Origin of the sequence: Gordonia alkaliphila (assembly GCF_023017165.1) — a bacterium.
Lineage (GTDB): Bacteria > Actinomycetota > Actinomycetes > Mycobacteriales > Mycobacteriaceae > Gordonia > Gordonia alkaliphila.
Genome location: NZ_JALKBW010000001.1, coordinates 1,190,479 through 1,207,198, shown reverse-complemented (window position 1 = coordinate 1,207,198; position 16,720 = coordinate 1,190,479). Strand labels below are relative to the sequence as shown.

Annotated in this window: 14 protein-coding genes; 7 read left to right on the top strand and 7 right to left on the bottom strand. The window is 69.7% G+C overall.

Annotated elements, in window-relative coordinates:
• Positions 1-17: 17 nt before the first annotated feature.
• The 3 genes from MUG78_RS05335 to MUG78_RS05325 all read right to left on the bottom strand — a co-directional run bounded on the left by MUG78_RS05335 (position 18) and on the right by MUG78_RS05325 (position 3,662).
• Positions 18-764, bottom strand: coding sequence for a metallophosphoesterase (locus MUG78_RS05335; RefSeq protein WP_246992876.1), 747 nt, complete (start codon positions 762-764; stop codon positions 18-20).
• A 143-nt stretch (positions 765-907) separates the two neighbouring features.
• Positions 908-2,065: a glycerate kinase family protein gene (locus MUG78_RS05330; protein ID WP_246992874.1), complete on the bottom strand. Its 1,158-nt coding sequence runs from the start codon at positions 2,063-2,065 to the stop codon at positions 908-910.
• A gap of 52 nt (positions 2,066-2,117) precedes the next feature.
• Entirely contained in the window at positions 2,118-3,662 is a 1,545-nt protein-coding gene (locus tag MUG78_RS05325) for an SLC13 family permease (RefSeq protein WP_246992872.1), read from the bottom strand.
• Between the two features lie 167 nt (positions 3,663-3,829).
• Between MUG78_RS05325 and MUG78_RS05320 the strand changes: the two genes are divergently transcribed.
• The 3 genes from MUG78_RS05320 to MUG78_RS05310 are packed head-to-tail and all read left to right on the top strand — an operon-like array spanning position 3,830 to position 6,379.
• Positions 3,830-4,219 (top strand): hypothetical protein, encoded by a 390-nt coding sequence (locus tag MUG78_RS05320; RefSeq protein ID WP_246992871.1) that lies wholly within the window; start codon positions 3,830-3,832, stop codon positions 4,217-4,219.
• Complete coding sequence (locus MUG78_RS05315) at positions 4,194-5,723, top strand: sensor histidine kinase (RefSeq protein ID WP_246992869.1); 1,530 nt, start codon at positions 4,194-4,196, stop codon at positions 5,721-5,723. Before MUG78_RS05320 ends, MUG78_RS05315 begins: the two co-directional genes overlap by 26 nt.
• Entirely contained in the window at positions 5,720-6,379 is a 660-nt protein-coding gene (locus MUG78_RS05310) for a response regulator transcription factor (protein WP_246992867.1), read from the top strand. The genes MUG78_RS05315 and MUG78_RS05310 overlap by 4 nt, the downstream gene beginning before the upstream one ends.
• Here the strand turns inward: MUG78_RS05310 and MUG78_RS05305 are convergent.
• Positions 6,364-7,605: a GAF domain-containing protein gene (locus tag MUG78_RS05305; protein ID WP_246992865.1), complete on the bottom strand. Its 1,242-nt coding sequence runs from the start codon at positions 7,603-7,605 to the stop codon at positions 6,364-6,366. The two genes, MUG78_RS05310 and MUG78_RS05305, sit on opposite strands and share 16 nt — an antisense overlap.
• Before the next feature lie 176 nt (positions 7,606-7,781).
• Between MUG78_RS05305 and MUG78_RS05300 the strand changes: the two genes are divergently transcribed.
• Complete coding sequence (locus MUG78_RS05300; protein WP_246992863.1) at positions 7,782-9,641, top strand: NAD(P)/FAD-dependent oxidoreductase; 1,860 nt, start codon at positions 7,782-7,784, stop codon at positions 9,639-9,641.
• A 25-nt stretch (positions 9,642-9,666) separates the two neighbouring features.
• Here the strand turns inward: MUG78_RS05300 and ligD are convergent, their stop codons facing one another.
• The gene (gene ligD, locus MUG78_RS05295) at positions 9,667-11,562 is read right to left on the bottom strand and encodes a non-homologous end-joining DNA ligase (protein ID WP_246992861.1); all 1,896 of its coding nucleotides are present in this window, start codon (positions 11,560-11,562) and stop codon (positions 9,667-9,669) included.
• A 124-nt stretch (positions 11,563-11,686) separates the two neighbouring features.
• Here ligD and ku point away from each other — a divergent pair, with 124 nt between their 5' ends.
• Both ku and MUG78_RS05285 read left to right on the top strand, forming a co-directional pair.
• Entirely contained in the window at positions 11,687-12,532 is an 846-nt protein-coding gene (gene ku, locus MUG78_RS05290; protein ID WP_246992859.1) for a non-homologous end joining protein Ku, read from the top strand.
• A 23-nt stretch (positions 12,533-12,555) separates the two neighbouring features.
• The gene (locus MUG78_RS05285) at positions 12,556-14,007 is read left to right on the top strand and encodes a flavin-containing monooxygenase (protein ID WP_246992857.1); all 1,452 of its coding nucleotides are present in this window, start codon (positions 12,556-12,558) and stop codon (positions 14,005-14,007) included.
• A gap of 21 nt (positions 14,008-14,028) precedes the next feature.
• Here MUG78_RS05285 and MUG78_RS05280 read toward each other — a convergent pair whose 3' ends face one another.
• Both MUG78_RS05280 and MUG78_RS05275 read right to left on the bottom strand, forming a co-directional pair.
• Positions 14,029-15,021, bottom strand: coding sequence for an acyl-CoA dehydrogenase family protein (locus tag MUG78_RS05280; RefSeq protein WP_246992855.1), 993 nt, complete (start codon positions 15,019-15,021; stop codon positions 14,029-14,031).
• A complete protein-coding gene (locus MUG78_RS05275) occupies positions 15,018-16,121 on the bottom strand; it encodes an acyl-CoA dehydrogenase family protein (protein ID WP_246992853.1) in 1,104 nt (367 codons plus the stop codon). The genes MUG78_RS05280 and MUG78_RS05275 overlap by 4 nt, the downstream gene beginning before the upstream one ends.
• 94 nt (positions 16,122-16,215) lie before the next feature.
• Between MUG78_RS05275 and MUG78_RS05270 the strand changes: the two genes are divergently transcribed.
• Positions 16,216-16,716 (top strand): DUF4334 domain-containing protein, encoded by a 501-nt coding sequence (locus MUG78_RS05270; protein WP_246992851.1) that lies wholly within the window; start codon positions 16,216-16,218, stop codon positions 16,714-16,716.
• The last annotated feature ends 4 nt before the right edge of the window (positions 16,717-16,720 follow it).

The window sequence follows — 16,720 nt, the reverse complement described above, 5'->3', positions numbered from 1 at the left end:
TGGTGTGCGGTGGAGCCTTACCAGCTGCTGAGCATGCGGAAGTGCGTGGTGAGGCGGTGCTCGTCGATCACGTGCAGTGCAAAGCCGGGGCCCTGGCTGGCGTTGACCCAGTCCGGGCCCTCGACGGGGAGGTTCAGCGTCGAGGCCACCCCGGGTGCGACGATCAGCGGGCGGTCCGCGAAGACGGTGGCGGCAGGGCTGTGCGCGTGGCCGGTGACCACGCCGACCACGTTCGGATGATCCTGAACCAGGGCCGTGACGCGTTCGTCGGCATCGAGGCAGATCGAATCCATGTACGGCATGCCGAGATGGACCGGCGGGTGGTGCCAGGTCAGCAGTACGTCGACATCGCCGGCCTCCGCGATCTGGGCGCGCGCCCAGTCGATCGTTTCGTCGGACAGATAGCCGTCCGACCGGCCGGGGATCGACGAGTCCAGCGCCAGGATCAGGAGTCCGTCGAGGCGCAGTGCGGAATTGACCGGTGCGGTACTGGCCACGCCGTCGCGCTCGGCGGTGAAGGCCGCGCGGTCGTCGTGATTGCCGAGCAGCGTCACGATGGGGATCGGGGAGCGCAGCTCGGTGGCCGCCTCGGCGTACTCGGCGGGCAGTCCTTCATCGGTGAGGTCGCCGGTCACGAGTAACGCGGCGATCTGGGCGCCGCCGTCGACGGTGGAGTGCAGATAGTCCAGGACCGCGCGCACGCGGTGGCGATGATCGTCGGTTCCGTTGAAGTGCAGATCACTGATCTGCGCGACGACCACCATCGATTGAGCCTTTCGAGCTGCCGTTCCGTATCCCACGGACCACCGCCATCCAGGCTAGGCGTTCGCCGCCGATCCGGCCGTACCCGAGTCGAAGTTGGTGAGCAGCACCACGACGTGCCGACAATGCGATCCGGGCACTACAACTAGGCCAGTGCTCGGCCGACGAGGAGCAGCCGCATGGTGCGCTCGGCGGCGTCGGTGAGGTACTCGGCGGCGCGGCCGAGGGCGTCGTCGAGCGCCAGCGGGGAGGGCAGGATCGAGGCGATCGCGTCGATGCCGGTCGCATAGTTGAGGTGGGCGTCGGTTCCGATGGTGCCGGCCAGGGCGACCACCGGAACGCGGTGCGCGGAGGCGATCCGGGCCACCTCCGCGGGGATCTTTCCGCGCGGCGTCTGGAAGTCGATGGAGCCTTCGCCGGTGAACACCAGGTCGGCGTCGGCGATGGCACCGGCGATGTCGACGTGCTCGAACATCACCTCGAAGCGCGGCAGCAGTGCAGCGCCCAGCCCGGCCGCGAGTCCGGCGCCGAGCCCGCCGGAGGCGCCGGACCCGGGTGCGTCGCGCAGATCCCGGTGCAGGTCGCGCTCGATCACCTTGGCCCACCGTTCCATCGCCGACGAGAGCAACTCCACCTGTGCGGGTGTCGCTCCCTTCTGCGGACCGAAGACCCGGGCCACCCCGCGCTCACCGCAGAGCACGTTGTGCTGGTTCACGGCCAGTCGGATGTCGGTGCCGACGATCCGGCCATCCAGCCCGGAAAGGTCGACGGCTTCGACGTCGGCCAGGGCGGCGCCGCCGAAGCCCACCGGGCGGCCCATCGCATCGGTGATCCGGGCGCCGAGTGCTTGCAGCGCACCGGCTCCGCCGTCGCAGATTCCGGAGTCGCCGCAGCCGACCAGGATGCGGTCGACACCGGCGTCGAGTGCCGCGGAGATCAGCTCGCCCACCCCGAAGCTGGTGGTGGCGCCGGGGTCGCGGAGGTCCCGCGGAACCAAGGACAGGCCGGCCGCCGCGGCCATCTCCACCATCGCGGTGCGCGGCCCGGGGCCGCCCAGCAGGGCGTAGTGGGAGTTCACCGGCTCACCTACCGGGCCGGTCACCCGGACGGGCACCAGGTGACCGCCGGTGGCCTCGGCCAGTGCGGCAGCCGATCCCTCGCCGCCGTCGACCAAAGGCAGCGATTGCACCGCGGTGTCCGGCAGCACCCGCTCGATGCCGGCGGAGATGGCGGACGCGGTCTGCGGGGCGGACAGGCTTTCCTTGAAGCCGCTGGGTGCGACGACGATACGGCGAATGGACATGGGGACCTCCGGCGAGCGAGCGGGTGGGACGGAACGGCCGGGTGGGCGGGGATCAGGACAGGGGATCACGACAGGGGAGACCGAGGTGGGGCCACAGCCAGAGGGCGCAGGCGACGACCAGCAGCACGGTCAGCGGCGCCAGCACGCGGCTCAGGCGCAGCAGGTCGGCGGACGTGTACGCGGTGGTGCCGTCGATCTCGGCGAACATGGCGACCGGTTTGGCCGACGACGTGAGCGAATGGCAGAAGCCTGCGGCGGCGGTGGAGGCGAAGGCCAGTGCCACCGGATTCAGCCCGGCGCTCAGCGCCACCGGGATCACCAGGGGGATCAGGACCGACGATCGGGCGGTGCGCGAGGCGATGCCCAGGTGCGCGGCGACGCTGATCGTCACCAGGGCCACCAGGACCACCGCGGGCGGAGCGTCGACGATGACCCCGAACACGCCTCCGGCCAGCCAGTCGGCGGCTCCGGACCCGGCCAATGCGGCGCCGAGGGTGGCGGTGGCCGCCATGAAGACCAGCAGCCCCCACGGAACGGTGCGCAATCCGTGACTCATGGTGGTGGTGCCCAGCTGAGGGCTGGTGATCGCGAGCGCTCCGGCCAGCGCGATCAGCGCGGGATGCAGGCCGTGCCAGGGTTCGGCGATCCAGCACGCGATGATCACCGCCAGGATCACCAGCGCGCGGATCTCGCACGGACGCAGGCGCCCGGTCAGCGGGGTGGACACGTGGGCCGCGAGGTCGGCGGTGGTGACCGACAGGCGAGCGGAGCGGTCGTCGGCGGTGGTGAACAGGTGCAGCACCAGCTCCGTCGCCAGGTGCGCGGAGACCAGTGCCAGGGGCAGCCCGAGGACCAGCCAGTGCGCGAAGCCGATGTGCTCGCCGGTGGTCGCCGCGAGGATCTCGTTGGTCACCAGGTGCGCGCCGGCTCCGATGAGCGTGGCGACGGCGGTGAGCAGGATGACGGTGGGAAACAGGATGGCGAAGGCCTTCACCACGCGCTGACGGTCGGCGACGGCACCGGCGAGCGCGGTGAAGATCGGCAGGGTCAGCGCGGCCCGCCCGGAGGTGGACGGCACCGCGAAGGCGGTGGCCAGCAATGCGAAGGTCACGAGATGCGCGAGCTGTCGGACGGTGGCGGCGCGGGTGATCAGGCCGGCAGCGAAACGGGCGGTGAGACCGGTCGCCGAGACGCCGGCCGAGACCACGAACGCGGCCACCAGCAGCCAGATCGTCTCCGAGCCGAGGGCACCGAACAGCACGTCGCTGCCGACCACCCCGAACCCGACCAGGACGAGGGCCGCCCCGAGCGCGACGTACGTGTCGTCTACCCGGTTGCCCAGCCAGAGGGCGATCGCGACGAGGAACACCACGATGGAGATCCGGGCGGGGCCGTCCGGCCCGCCCGGCAGCGCCAACACGACCACCGCCAGCGCGGCGACCGCGCTGACCGCCGCGAGGAATCCGACGGACGGCCGCCGCACCCGGCGTTTGGGCAGGTCGGTCGAGGGCGGGCCGACCCGGTGGGGCGGTCCGGCAACGACCCAGGGCGGCAGCGGCCGGGCCGAGCGGCGGGGTTCGGTGATCTGCTGGTGCATGAACACCAGGTTTCGGGGCGGTGATGAATCGTCGATGAGGCCGAGATGATCAAATCTTCATCCGCGCACGCACAACATGAAGTTCTCTTCATGTTGGCTTCATCTGTGCCTCAGAACCGGGCAGCACCGTGGGAACCATGAAACCTGGACTGCGTGGAACCGGAATCGTGGGAACGGCCTTGCTCGGCATCGCCGTGGTCGCGGTGGCCATCGCCTACTTCGTGATCGGCACGTCTGATTCGGCGGGCAGCCCGCCGTCGAACGTCGAGATCGGCGAGATGTCTGCGGTCTCCGACGACCGAGACGACGGCGACGATCGAGACGACGACCGCGACGACGACCGCGACGACGACCGCGACGACGACCGCGACGATGATCGAGATGACCGGCGGGTGGGTCCGACCGGCCCGATCGGTCAGCCCCGCGTCGAGACGGCGCCGCCGCCGGTGATCGACCATGACGACCGGGGCGACTGGGACGACGACCGTTACGACGACGGTGACGACGACTGGGATGATGGCCAGGACGACGATGACGGGAACGATGGTGACGACTGATTCCGGCGACGCCGGACGGCCGGGCGGGGGTGCGCGCAGGCGCATCCCCGCCCGGCTGTTGATCATCGGTTGGGTGATGCTGCTGATGTTCGGCGTCCTCCTGGTGATCAACGTCGCGACCCGCGAAGAGCTGTATCGCGAGGTCGACGAGGACATCGATCAGGCGTTGGTGCAGGAGATCGAGGAGTTCGTCGGCGTCGCCTCCGTCGGCGTGAACCGCTCCACCGACCGTCCCTACGGCAGCGTCGCCGAGATCCTGGACAGCCATCTGCAGCGGCAGTATCCGGACGACGACGAGGTGGTGGTCGGGGTGCTGCCCGACGGCGGCATCGTGCGCCAGGACCGCAGCGAGCCGTACCCGTTCGCGTCCCGCCCCGAGCGGGTGCTGCAGGTGGCCGCCGAGCCGGCGGCGCGGGGCTCGCTGCACACCGACGACGGCGAACTGCGCTGGCGCAAGGTGTCGGTGACCGCCCCGAACAGCGGAGAGGCGGCCGGGACGTTCATCGTCGGCTTCGCGATCGACCGCGACCGCGACGAGGTCGTCGCCACCATGCGCACGCTGACGTTGGTCAGCTTCGTGGGTATGCTGCTGGCGGGGGCCGGCGCCTACCTCGTCTCCGGGCGGATCCTCGCGCCGATTCGCTTGGTGCGCAACGCCGCCGCCGAGATCAACGAGAACGACCTGACCCGCCGGATCGAGGTGCAGGGGCGCGACGACGTCTCCGCGCTGGCCGAGCAGTTCAACGCGATGCTCGACCGGCTCTCGCTCGCTTTCGCCACGCAGCGGGACTTCCTCGATGACGCCAGCCACGAACTGCGCACCCCGATCACGATCATCCGCGGGCACCTGGAGTTGATGGGCGACGACCCGGACGAGCGCGCTGACGTGATGCGACTGGTCACCGAAGAGCTCGACCGGATGAGCCGTCTGGTCGAGGATCTGCTGCTTCTGGCCAAGTCGGAACGACCGGATTTCGTTCGGCGGCAAGAGGTCTCGGTCGCCGAACTCACCGTCGACATCCACTCGAAGGTGCGGGCCCTGGGGGATCGGCGCTGGCTCCTCGATGCGGTGGGAGAGGGCAGTGTCCAGGTGGATCCGCAGCGCGTGACCCAGGCGATGGTGGCCTTGGCGCACAACGCCGTGGGCCATACCGGCCCGGGCGCCGAGATCCGTCTCGGTTCCGCGTTGCACTCGGATGCCCGGGGCCGGCCGATGGTGTCGTTCTGGGTGGCCGACACCGGGCCGGGTGTGAGCCCGGCCGATCAGGAGACCATCTTCGAACGGTTCCACCGCGGCTCGCGGCCGCGGGAGGCGACCGGTTACCGCGCCGGTGCCGGCCTCGGTCTGGCGATCGTCCGGGCGATCGCCGAGGCGCACGGCGGTGAAGTGAAACTGCACTCGGTCTCCGGTGAGGGTGCCACCTTCGGTATCGAGATCCCGGCTTCCGCCCCGGTCGAGCGGAACCCGATGGAGCGGGGCACAACGGAAAGGAACGCGACGTGAATCGGATTCTGATCGCCGAAGACGAGGAGCGCATCGCGTCGTTCATCGAGAAGGGCTTGCGCGCCAACGGATTCGTGACCACGACCGTCGGGGACGGCACTCATGCTCTGGAGCTGACCCGGCAGGGCGGCTTCGACCTGGTGATCCTCGACATCGGGCTCCCCGGTATGGACGGCTTCGAGGTGCTCACCGCACTGCGGGCCGAGAAGGTCCCGACGCCGGTGATCATCCTGACCGCCCGCGACGGGATCGGCGACACCGTGGCCGGGCTCGAGGGCGGCGCCGACGACTACATGACCAAACCGTTCCGTTTCGAGGAGCTTCTCGCCCGGGTACGACTGCGGGTGCGCGCCGGCGAAGCGGTCCCCGAGGTCAGCGTGCTCACGGTCGACGGTCTCTCGCTGGACCTGCGGACCCGGCGGGCGCAGACCGGTGGCCGCACGGTGGATCTGACCGCCCGCGAATACGTGCTGCTCGAACTGTTCCTGCGCCATCCCGGGCAGGTGCTGGCGCGCGAGCAGATCCTGTCGCACGTATGGGGCTACGACTTCGATCCCGGCTCGAACATCGTCGACGTCTACGTGCGCGCGCTGCGTAAGAAGATCGGCGCCGACGCCATCGTCACGGTGCGCGGGATGGGCTACCGGCTGGGTTGACGTCGCCGGGCACCCGGGTCGTCGTCGGTGCGCAGCACCACGACGTGCCCGGCGAAGCGATAGGGGTTGGCGGCGAGCAAGCCCCCGAGGTGTTTGCGCAGTCGCGACATCTCCGACCGTGCGGTGATGCGTCGTGACGGGTCGCCGAAGACCCGCGCGGCCACTTCGGCGGCGGTCAGCCCTTCGGGGTGGTCGGCGAGCAGTCGCAACAGTTGCGCATGCCGCGGCGTGGGGCGATGGACCCACGTGCCGCCCGCACCCGACACGCGCACCAGCGGTTGCGGGCCGTCGACGAGCTCCACCTGCACCAGATCCGGCTCGGCCGCGATGTCGGCCACGCGCACCAGCCATCCGCCGGGCAGTGGTTCCAGGTCGCAGTCGCCGATGCCCTGCACGCGGTGGCGTCCGGCCGACGCGGTACCGGGAATGGTCAGCCGTGCGCGCGGATCGACGCCGTCGAGGGCGGCCACCCAGCCGTAGGCGTCGACCGCGAAGGCGGGGCCCGCGGAGCGCGCGAGGATCGGTGCGGCCACCGCGCGCAGGGCGTCGAGCCCGGCGCGGTGGTGCTCGCGCAACTCGGATTCGGCGAGGCGAGCGACGGTGTCGACCAGGGCCAGCGTCGTGGGGTGGATGGTGGCGGCGGGGCCGGAGACATCGACCGCGCCGAGCACTCGGCCCGAGCGTGGGTCGCGGATCGGCGCCCCGGCGCAGGTCCATTCGTGGTGGGTACGGACGAAGTGTTCGGCCGAGAACACCTGCACTGCGCGACCGGAGGCCAGCGCGGTCCCGATGGCGTTGGTGCCCACCGAATCCTCGGCCCAGGAGGCTCCCTCGGTGAAGCCGAGGCGGTCGGCGCGGTGCAGCACTCGATTCACGCCGTTGCGCCAGAGCACGCGACCGCCGGCATCGGCCACCACCAGGATGTTCTCGCCGTCCACGATCAGCGTGTCGAGATGGTGCATCAGCGGGGCGAGGAGTTCGGTCAAGCCGGATTCGGATCGACGCTGCTCCAGGTCGACGGTGTCGAGCACGGGATCGCCGGTGGAATCCGGTCGCAGGCCGGTCTGGCGGACCCGATCCCACGATTCACCGATCACCGAACGGGGGCGCGCGGGCGGGCGGCCGCCGGTCATTGACGCGTCGTACACCGCATGCAGCACCGCGGCGTGGGCGCGCGGATCGTCGCCGGCGGCGAGGGCCGGTTCGGGCGGGACGGCGTGGGGCACGGGCGCCTTTCGGGTGTGTGGGCGGTCACAGTCGAGGGTCCCCGCGCGATCGGCCCGCGTCAACCCGTCGACGTTGCAACCCGCTGCAACCCTTGTCGGGGCGCACCGCCGCCGGGTGTGCTGGGCGTCACAACCGAACGAAGTGATCTACCTCACCCCGATGGAAGGCGTCGACCATGACCCAGACTCTGGAACCCCAGGCCCCTGAATCTCAGGCGTCCGAACACCAGTTGCTCGGATCCCCGCAAGAGCGGATCGATGCGTGGCTGGCCCGCTTCTCGGCGGCGCTGACCACCGGCGACGTCGCCGCGGCCACCGCGCTCTTCGCGACCGACAGTTACTGGCGCGACCTGGTGGCCTTCACCTGGAATCTCAAGACTTCGCAGGGGCACGACGAGATCGCCGCGATGCTCGACGACCGGCTCGCCGACACGGCGCCGTCGGCGTGGGCCACCAGCGAGCCGGCCACCGCGGCCGACGACGTGGCCGAGGCGTTCATCGTCTTCGAGACCGCGACGGGTCGCGGCGAGGGGCACCTGCGGATCAAGCCCGGACCCGACGGCGTGGATCAGGGTTGGACGCTGCTGACCACGCTGCAGGAGCTGAAGGGGCACGAGGAGTCGAACGGTTTCGCGCGGCCCCTCGGCGCCGTGCACGGCTCCGATCCCGACCAGCGGTCGTGGGCGCAGCGCCGCGAGGACGAGGAAGCCGAGCTCGGTCGGGCGGTGCAGCCGTACGTGCTGGTGATCGGCGGCGGCCAGGGCGGCATCGCGCTCGGCGCACGACTGCGCCAGCTCGGTGTCTCCGCGCTGGTCGTCGACAAGCACGACCGTCCCGGCGACCAGTGGCGCAAGCGATACAAGTCGCTCTGCCTGCACGATCCGGTCTGGTACGACCACCTCCCATACCTGCCGTTCCCGTCGAACTGGCCGGTGTTCGCCCCCAAGGACAAGATCGGCGACTGGCTGGAGTTCTACACCAAGGTGATGGAGGTGCCGTACTGGTCCAAGACCGAATGCACCAGCGCGTCGTACGACGAGGCGACGGGCCGCTGGACGGTGCACGTGATCCGCGACGGCGAAGAACTGACCCTGCACCCGACGCAGTTGGTGCTGGCCACCGGCATGTCCGGCAAGGCCAACGTGCCGACCTTCCCCGGACAGGACGTCTTCGCCGGCGAGCAGCACCACTCCAGCGCGCATCCCGGGCCGGACGGCTTCGTCGGTAAGAAGGTGGTGGTGATCGGCGCGAACAACTCCGCCCACGACATCTGCAAGGCGCTGGTGGAGACGGGCGTCGACACCACCATGGTGCAGCGGTCGTCGACGCACATCGTCAAATCCGATTCGCTGATGGAGATCGGGCTGGGGGCGCTGTACAGCGAGCAGGCCGTCGCCGACGGCATGACCACCAAGAAGGCCGACTTCACCTTCGCGTCGCTGCCGTACCGGATCATGCACCAGTTTCAGATTCCGCTGTACGACCAGATTCGCGAGCGGGACAAGGACTTCTACGCGCGGCTGGAGGCGGCCGGCTTCGATCTGGACTTCGGCGACGACGACTCGGGTCTGTTCATGAAGTACCTGCGCCGCGGCTCGGGCTACTACATCGACGTCGGTGCGTGCGAGCTGGTGGCCGACGGCACCATCAAGCTGGCCAAGGGCGGGGTGGACCACCTGACCGAGAACTCGGTGGTGCTGTCCGACGGCACCGAACTGCCCGCGGACGTGGTGGTCTATGCCACCGGATACGGGTCGATGAACGGGTGGGCCGCCGACCTGATGGGCCAAGACGTGGCCGACCGCGTCGGCAAGGTGTGGGGCCTGGGTTCGGGTACCACCAAGGATCCGGGGCCGTGGGAGGGCGAGCAGCGCAACATGTGGAAGCCCACCCAGCAGCCGGGTCTGTGGTTCCACGGCGGCAACCTGCACCAGTCGCGCCACTACTCGCTGTACCTCGCGCTGCAGCTCAAGGCCCGTTTCGAGGGACTGGACACGCCGGTCTACGGCCTGCAGGAAGTGCACCACCTGAGCTGACCGCGGTCGGCGGGCCGCACCGCCGTCACGGTGCGCGGGATGGGCTACCGGCGGGGTCGACGTCGCCGGGCAGCTTGTCTCGGCGAATGCCACGCCACGACGGATGGCGCAGGTGCCCGGTGGACGTCCAGTTCATGAACTGGACGTCCACCACCAGCTTGGGCAGCACCCAGGTGGCACTGGAGGCGACGGGGGCATCGACGGCCAGGAACGGGCTGCGGCTGATCGTCAGTGTCCGCAGTTCGGCGAGCAGATCCGCGGCCTGTGCTTGTGTCCAGCCGGTGCCGACGCGGCCCACGTAGCGCAGGCCGGTCTCCGCGGGCAGCCCCACCAGCACCGAGCCGAGGGTGCGGTTGGCTCCGTCGCGGCCGAGACGAAAACCGCCGATCACCACCTCGACGTTGTTCCAGTTCTTCTGCTTGCGCCAGTCCGGGCTGCGGGTGCCGAGCCGGTACGGGGCGGAACGACGTTTCGCGACCACGCCCTCCCAGCCCATGTCCCGAGCCCGAGTCACCGCGCGGGCGCCGGGGCCGGGGAGCAGATCCGGGATCTGGACGTTCGGCAGTGCGGCGAGCGCCGGTCGGAGCTCTTCCAGGACCCGACGGCGCTGATCCCACGGCGCGCCGGTCAGGTCGCGACCGTCGAGTTCCAGGACGTCGAAGACGAAGAACTCGAGCCGGGTGCCGTCGGTGCGACGACGCCGCGACGACAGCAGGCCGAAGTCGGTCTTCCCGTCGGCGTCCAGGGCCACCACCTCGCCGTCGAGCACCATGTCCCCGCCGGGGACGGCCTGCGCCAGCGGAGCGAGTTCACTGAAGTCGCCGGTCAGGTCGTTGCCTGACCGCGAATGCAGCCGCAACCGGCCGTCGCGGACGGTGGCCAGGACGCGGTAGCCGTCCCATTTGCCTTCGAACGCCCAGGTGTCGCTGTCCAGGGCGTCGATCGGCTGGTCGACGGCCAGCATCGGTGCCGCTCGGCGACGTCGGTACACGCCGAGATCGACGACGCCCGCGGGCAGATCGGCGACGGGTTCTGCGGGTGGAGCGGTGGGTGGGGCGGTAGCGCCGCCGAGCAGGTCGCCGGACTGCGAAAACCGTTCCAGCACTTCGGAATACCGGAGTTGCGCCAGGTCAGGCTCGGCGAGTTCGGACCATTCACGCGGTGCCGCGACCCACGGCTGCGTCAGGCCGCGCAACGAGTACGGACTCAGCGTCGTCTTGCTGGCGCTGTTCTGGCTCCAATCGAGGAACACCTTGCCCGGACGCGCGGCCTTGCTCATCGACGCGGTCACATCGCGCGGGAACGCCTTCTCCAGCGAGACCGCGATCTGCTTGGCCACCGTGCGGGCCGAGTCGGCGCTGACCGGCGACGGCAGCTGCGCGTAGACGTGAATCCCCTTGCCGCCGCTGGTCACCGGCCACGACGGCAGCCCGGCGTCGGTCAGCACGTCCCGGATGGTCAGCGCGACCTGACCGCATTGCGTCAGCGGGACGTCGGGTCCGGGGTCCAGGTCGAGCACCAGCCGGTCGGTGCGACCGTCCTCGTGGCCCGCCGACAGGTCGATGCGCCATTGCGGCACATGCAATTCCAGCGCCGACACCTGAGCGAACCAGACGAGTACCGCGGAACTGGTGGCGACCGGATAGGACTTCTCGCCCTCCGAATGGGCGATGGTGAACCGCGGAACCCAGTCCGGCGTGCCGGCCGGGAGCGTCTTCTCGAAGAAGGGCGCCGCTTCGGTGCCCGACGGCCACCGCTTGCGCGTCACCGGCCGGGACGCCAGATGCGGCAGCATCGCGTCGGCGATGGCCAGGTAGTACGCGATCACGTCGTACTTGCGTGTGCCGTCGGGATAGAGCACGCGGTCGAGGTGGGTGAGCGCGATGCGGTGGCCGTCGACCTCCAAGTCCGATCCGCTCATCCGTCCATTCTCACCGAACAGCCGCCGCCTCGGCTACGGCTTCCCGCGGAGTGCCGCACGACGAACTTCCGATTGGAAGTGACGGTTCGTCGCTGTCGGGTGTGGTCTTTGGCACAATGGACCCATGCGCTCGATCTGGAAGGGTGATCTGAGCTTTGGCCTGGTCAACGTGCCGGTCAAGGTCTATTCCGCGACGGAGAGCCATGACCGGTCCTCCCATCAGGTGGACGCGAAGGACGGCACACGGATCCGCTACCGGCGTGTTCGGGAAGGCACGGACACCGAAGTGGAGTTCAGCCAGATCGCGAACGCGTACGAGAGCGACGACGGCCAGCCGGTGATCCTCACCAAGGAGGATCTGGCGACGCTGCCGGTCAATCGGAGCCCGGAGATCGAGATTCTCGAGTTCGTGCCGGCCGACCAGGTGGATCCGATCTACTTCGACAAGGCCTACTACCTGGAACCGGCATCGAAGTCGCCTAAGGCGTACACCCTGCTGGCGCAGGCGCTGGAATCCACCGATCGCCTGGCCATCGCCATGTTCACCTTGCGCACGCGCACCCGGCTGGCGGCACTGCGGGTGATCGACGGCGTGATGACCCTGCAGACCCTGCTGTGGCCGGACGAGGTGCGCAAACCCGAGTTCGCCTTCCTAGACCAGGACGTGCAGATTCGGCCGCAGGAATTAGAGATGGCGTCGTCGTTGATCGACACCATGGCCACCGACTTCGATCCCACCCAGTTCGAGGACGTCTTCGAGAAGGAACTGGGCAAACTGATCGAGGCGAAATCCGGTGGGGAGCAAGCCTTTCCGGAACCGACCGCGGAACCGGAGGCGGAGGGCGACGAGGTGGCCGACCTGCTCGCGGCGTTGCGTGCGTCGGTGAGTAAGAAGGCCGACGCCGAGCCCGCCGAAGCCGCCAAGCCGTCCAAGCCGTCCAAGTCGGCCAAGGGCGCCAAGTCCGCCTGACTCGAGAAGAGATACGAGAACCCATGGTGCACAACGATTCCGAGTTCTTCGACGTCCTCATCGTCGGGGCCGGTCTCTCCGGTATCGACGCGGCCTACCGGCTGCGAGAACGGAATCCGGACCTCAAGTACCTGATGGTGGAGCAGCGGGAGCGGATCGGCGGCACCTGGGACCTGTTCCGCTACCCCGGGGTCCGCAGCGACTCGGACATCTTCACGCTCAGTTTCCCGTGGAACCCGTGGCGCGGCGACCGCACCATGGCGACCGGCGGCGAGATCCGCGACTACCTGGAGAACACCGCCCGCGACTTCGGTATTTACCCGCACATCCAGTTCTCCACCGAGGTGGTGTCGGCGAACTTCGACACCGACACCGACCTGTGGACCGTCGACCTGCTGGTCGACGACGAACCCCGCACCGAGCGTGCCCGGATGCTCTACCTGTGCACCGGCTACTTTCGGTACGACGCCGGGTACCGGCCCGACTTCCCGGGCGAGGAGGACTACGCGGGCACCATGGTGCACCCGCAGTTCTGGCCCGAGGACCTCGACCACACCGGCAAGAAGGTGGTGGTGATCGGCAGCGGCGCGACGGCGGTGACGCTGATTCCGGCGCTGGCCGCCGACGCCGAGCACGTCGTGATGCTGCAGCGCTCACCCAGCTATCTGTTCCCGTATCCGTGGACCGATCCGATGACCAACCTGGCGCAGCGGCTGCTGCCGAAACAGTTGGCGCACGACCTCATTCGGTACCGAAACGTCGCGATCACCATGGCGCTGTATCTGTTCTGTCGGCGGTTCCCGAAGACCGCGCGGCGCCTCATCCGCAGGCTCGCGGTGCACTACCTGCCCAAGGGCTACGACGTGGACAAGCACTTCAAACCGGCCTACGAGCCGTGGGATCAGCGGCTGTGCGTGATCCCGGATGCCGACTTCTACAAGACCGTCGGCGACGGCAGTGCCGAGGTGGTCACCGACACCATCGCCGGTTTCACCGAGCACGGGGTGCGGGTGAGTTCGGGCCGCGTGCTCGACGCCGACATCGTGGTGACCGCGACCGGTCTGGATCTGGTGGCCTTCGGCGGCATCGCGCTGTCGGTGGACGGCGAGGCCGTCGACCCCGGCGACCGGTACGGCTACCGGGCCTACCTGCTCAACGACGTGCCCAACTTCGCGTGGTCGGTGGGCTACACCAACGCGTCGTGGACGCTGCGGGTGGATCTGACCAGCAAGGCGGTGGCCGACCTGGTCGCCCACATGCGCAGCAACGGGTACACCCGGGCCTATCCGACGCTGAACGGGCGGCAGCCGGAAGCGCACGCCTTCTTCGAACTCGACTCCGGCTACGTGAAGCGGTCCGGCCACCGGATGCCCAAGGCCGCGCACGAGGGACCGTGGCATGTGCGGCACAACGCGTTCCTGGATGCGGTCGACGCGCGCCGGTACGACGTCACCGAGGAGATGCGCTTCTCCTGACCCGCTCGCCGCGGGGTGCGGTCAGCCGGTGATGAGCGGCCACAAACCCTGAGGTCCGGCGGCCCGCGCGGTCTGCGCCACCACGGTGTCCCAGTGCGCGACACTGCCGAACTCGTTGCGCCAGGCCAGGATCGGGCGGGTGAACAGGTGCAGCCGGTGCTCGCGGGTGGTGCCGATGGCACCCAGCAGCTGGTGCCCGGTGCGGACCGCGATCGACGCGGCATGCCCGGTGACCGAGCGGGCCACCGCGATCCGGAACGCGGTCTGCGGGGCGAGGTCGGCGTGCGGCGCCTCGACCGGGATCGCCCCGACGGCCGCGTCGACGGCGGCCCGCGCCAACGCGTTCTCGGCGGCCAGGTCGGCGACGGCGTGCTGGATCACCTGGAACTGCGCCAGCGGACGGCCGAACTGCGTGCGCGTCGTCGTGTGTTCGAGGACCTCGGCGAGGATCTGATCCAGCGCACCGGTGATGCCGACGGCGCGGGCCAGCGCGCCGCGCAGGACGAACTGCTCGACCGTGCCGGGATCTACCGAAACTCCCTGCAGCGCAGCCGGATCCGCGGCGAGGTCGTCGCGCGGTGCGTCCGCGCGATTGTGGCCCGGGGTGATGGCGACGTCGGCGGCGTCGACGTCGGATACGGCCCAGCCGTCGCCGATCGGGTGCAGCAGCGTGAGGCGTTCGGCAGCGGCCGCCCAGCCGACGCGCCGCGCCCGCCCGTGCGCGTCGAGGACCGCGGCGCTGCGGCGACGATCGTCGACCGGTAGTCCGGCGCGCTCGCACAGCCAGCCGGCCAGCAGATCGTGTTCGGCGACGGGCAGTTCGACGCCGTGCGCGGCGGCGGCGCGCAGTAGTGCGGCGGATTCCGCCCAGCCCGCGCCGCTGCCGCCGCCGTCGACCGAGCCGGTCAACCGGGTGAGACCTGCCCGACCGAGTTCGGTCCACAGTCGTGGCGGGTCGTCGCGGTGCGCGGTCAGCACCGCCCCGATCAGGTCGTTCAGTTCGGTGCCGCTCATCGCATCCCCAGTCCGCGGGCGATCACGCCGCGCAAGATCTCGTTGGTGCCACCGCGCAGGGTGAAACCGGGCCGCTGATCGGCAGCGGCGGCGACCGCCGCGCCCAGTGGCGACGTGTCGTCGGCGATCGTCAGGTCGAGGACGTCGGCGATGTCGCCTTCGGTGGCGGTGCCCAGCACTTTCACCACGGCGGCGGCGAGGTCGGCGGGTTCTTCGCGCGCGAGGGTTTCGGCGACCGCGCCGGACATGTGGTGCAGGCCGGCGATCCGGGCGATGCTCGCGCCGAGGGCGGCGTCGTCGACCGTCGAGTCGTCGGATTCGACGGCGGCGCTCAGTAGCGGGAACGTCGACAGGAAGCGTTCGGGGCCGCTGCGTTCGAAGGCGAGTTCGCTGGTCACCTGGGTCCACCCCGCGCCGATCTCGCCGAAGACCCGCTCGTCGGGCACCAACGCCTTCTCCAGCACCACCTCGTTGAAGTGATGGCCGCCGTTCATCGAGATGATCGGATTCACGGTGACGCCGGGCCCGCGCAGATCGACGATGAACTGGGAGAGCCCGTTGTGGCGTCGGCCGTCCTCGCGCGGGTGGGTGCGGGCCAGCGCGATGAAGTAGTGCGCGCGGTGTGCGCCGGAGGTCCACACCTTGGTGCCGGTGAGTTCCCAGCCGCCGTCGACCCGGGTGGCGCGGGTGCGTACCGCGGCGAGGTCGCTGCCGGCGTCGGGTTCGCTCATTCCGATGCCGAAAAAGACTGTGCCGGAGGCGATCCCGGGCAGCAGTGCCCGCTTCTGGGCTTCCGTGCCGAACTTGAGCAGCGACGGTGCGATCTGCCGGTCGGCGATCCAGTGCGCGGCGACCGGGGCGCCGACGGCGAGCAGTTCCTCGGTGACGGCGAACCGCTCCAGGTGGCCGCGTCCGTGGCCGCCGTATTCGCGCGGGATCGTCATGCCGACCCAGCCGCGTTCGGCCAGTCGCCGGGTGAACTCGGTGTCCCAGCCGGTCAACCAGCTGTCGGCGGTCGGGGCGATCGTGCCCGCCGCGATTTCCGCGTCGAGGAACGCGCGAACCTGTGCGCGCAGGTCGTCGTATCGGTGCGCTGTCATTCGTCGAACCTTCCGGCCTGTCCGGCCCGCCGCGTGCCCGCAGATGTGCACTGCGTCACTGTGTCCCGGGTCTCACGATAGATATGCTCCCGGTATGAGCCAACTCTCCGCAGACCAGGCCGTGTCGACCTTCTTCGAGCGGGTGGCCTCGCAGCAGATCAGCGAGCCGGCCGACCTCGACGCGATCTGGGCGGCACTGCCGGTGGTGACCGTCGAGGAGATCCTCGGCGACTGGCGCGGCGGCGAACTGCCGTCCGGGCACCCGATGGACGGGCAGTTGGAGAAGGTCGGTTGGCACGGCAAGTGGTTTCGCAGTTGGTACGACGTCGCGCCGATGGTCTGCCGCGACGAGAATGGAAACCTGTACTCTAACAAGGAGATCGGGAAGGGCGAGGCCAGCCTCTGGCCGGTCGGCTTCCGCGGGGAAGTGACCGCGTCGATGGTCTACGACGGGCAGCCGGTGATCGATCACTTCAAGCGGGTCGACGAGCGCACGCTGATGGGCATCATGAACGGCAAGACCTCGCTGGTCCGGGACCGCCACTTCTACTTCTATCTGCAGCGCGACGATGCCGACGCGCAGGCGAAAGGCTGACCCG

Excerpts from the sequence above, each read along its gene's own strand:
- MUG78_RS05335 (WP_246992876.1), bottom strand. The coding sequence starts at position 764 with ATGGTGGTCGTCGCGCAGATCAGTGATCTGCACTTCAACGGAACCGAC.
- MUG78_RS05330 (WP_246992874.1), bottom strand. The coding sequence starts at position 2,065 with ATGTCCATTCGCCGTATCGTCGTCGCACCCAGCGGCTTCAAGGAAAGC.
- MUG78_RS05325 (WP_246992872.1), bottom strand. The coding sequence starts at position 3,662 with ATGCACCAGCAGATCACCGAACCCCGCCGCTCGGCCCGGCCGCTGCCG.
- MUG78_RS05315 (WP_246992869.1), top strand. The coding sequence starts at position 4,194 with ATGACGGGAACGATGGTGACGACTGATTCCGGCGACGCCGGACGGCCG.
- MUG78_RS05300 (WP_246992863.1), top strand. The coding sequence starts at position 7,782 with ATGACCCAGACTCTGGAACCCCAGGCCCCTGAATCTCAGGCGTCCGAA.
- ligD (WP_246992861.1), bottom strand. The coding sequence starts at position 11,562 with ATGAGCGGATCGGACTTGGAGGTCGACGGCCACCGCATCGCGCTCACC.
- ku (WP_246992859.1), top strand. The coding sequence starts at position 11,687 with ATGCGCTCGATCTGGAAGGGTGATCTGAGCTTTGGCCTGGTCAACGTG.
- MUG78_RS05285 (WP_246992857.1), top strand. The coding sequence starts at position 12,556 with ATGGTGCACAACGATTCCGAGTTCTTCGACGTCCTCATCGTCGGGGCC.
- MUG78_RS05280 (WP_246992855.1), bottom strand. The coding sequence starts at position 15,021 with ATGAGCGGCACCGAACTGAACGACCTGATCGGGGCGGTGCTGACCGCG.
- MUG78_RS05275 (WP_246992853.1), bottom strand. The coding sequence starts at position 16,121 with ATGACAGCGCACCGATACGACGACCTGCGCGCACAGGTTCGCGCGTTC.
- MUG78_RS05270 (WP_246992851.1), top strand. The coding sequence starts at position 16,216 with ATGAGCCAACTCTCCGCAGACCAGGCCGTGTCGACCTTCTTCGAGCGG.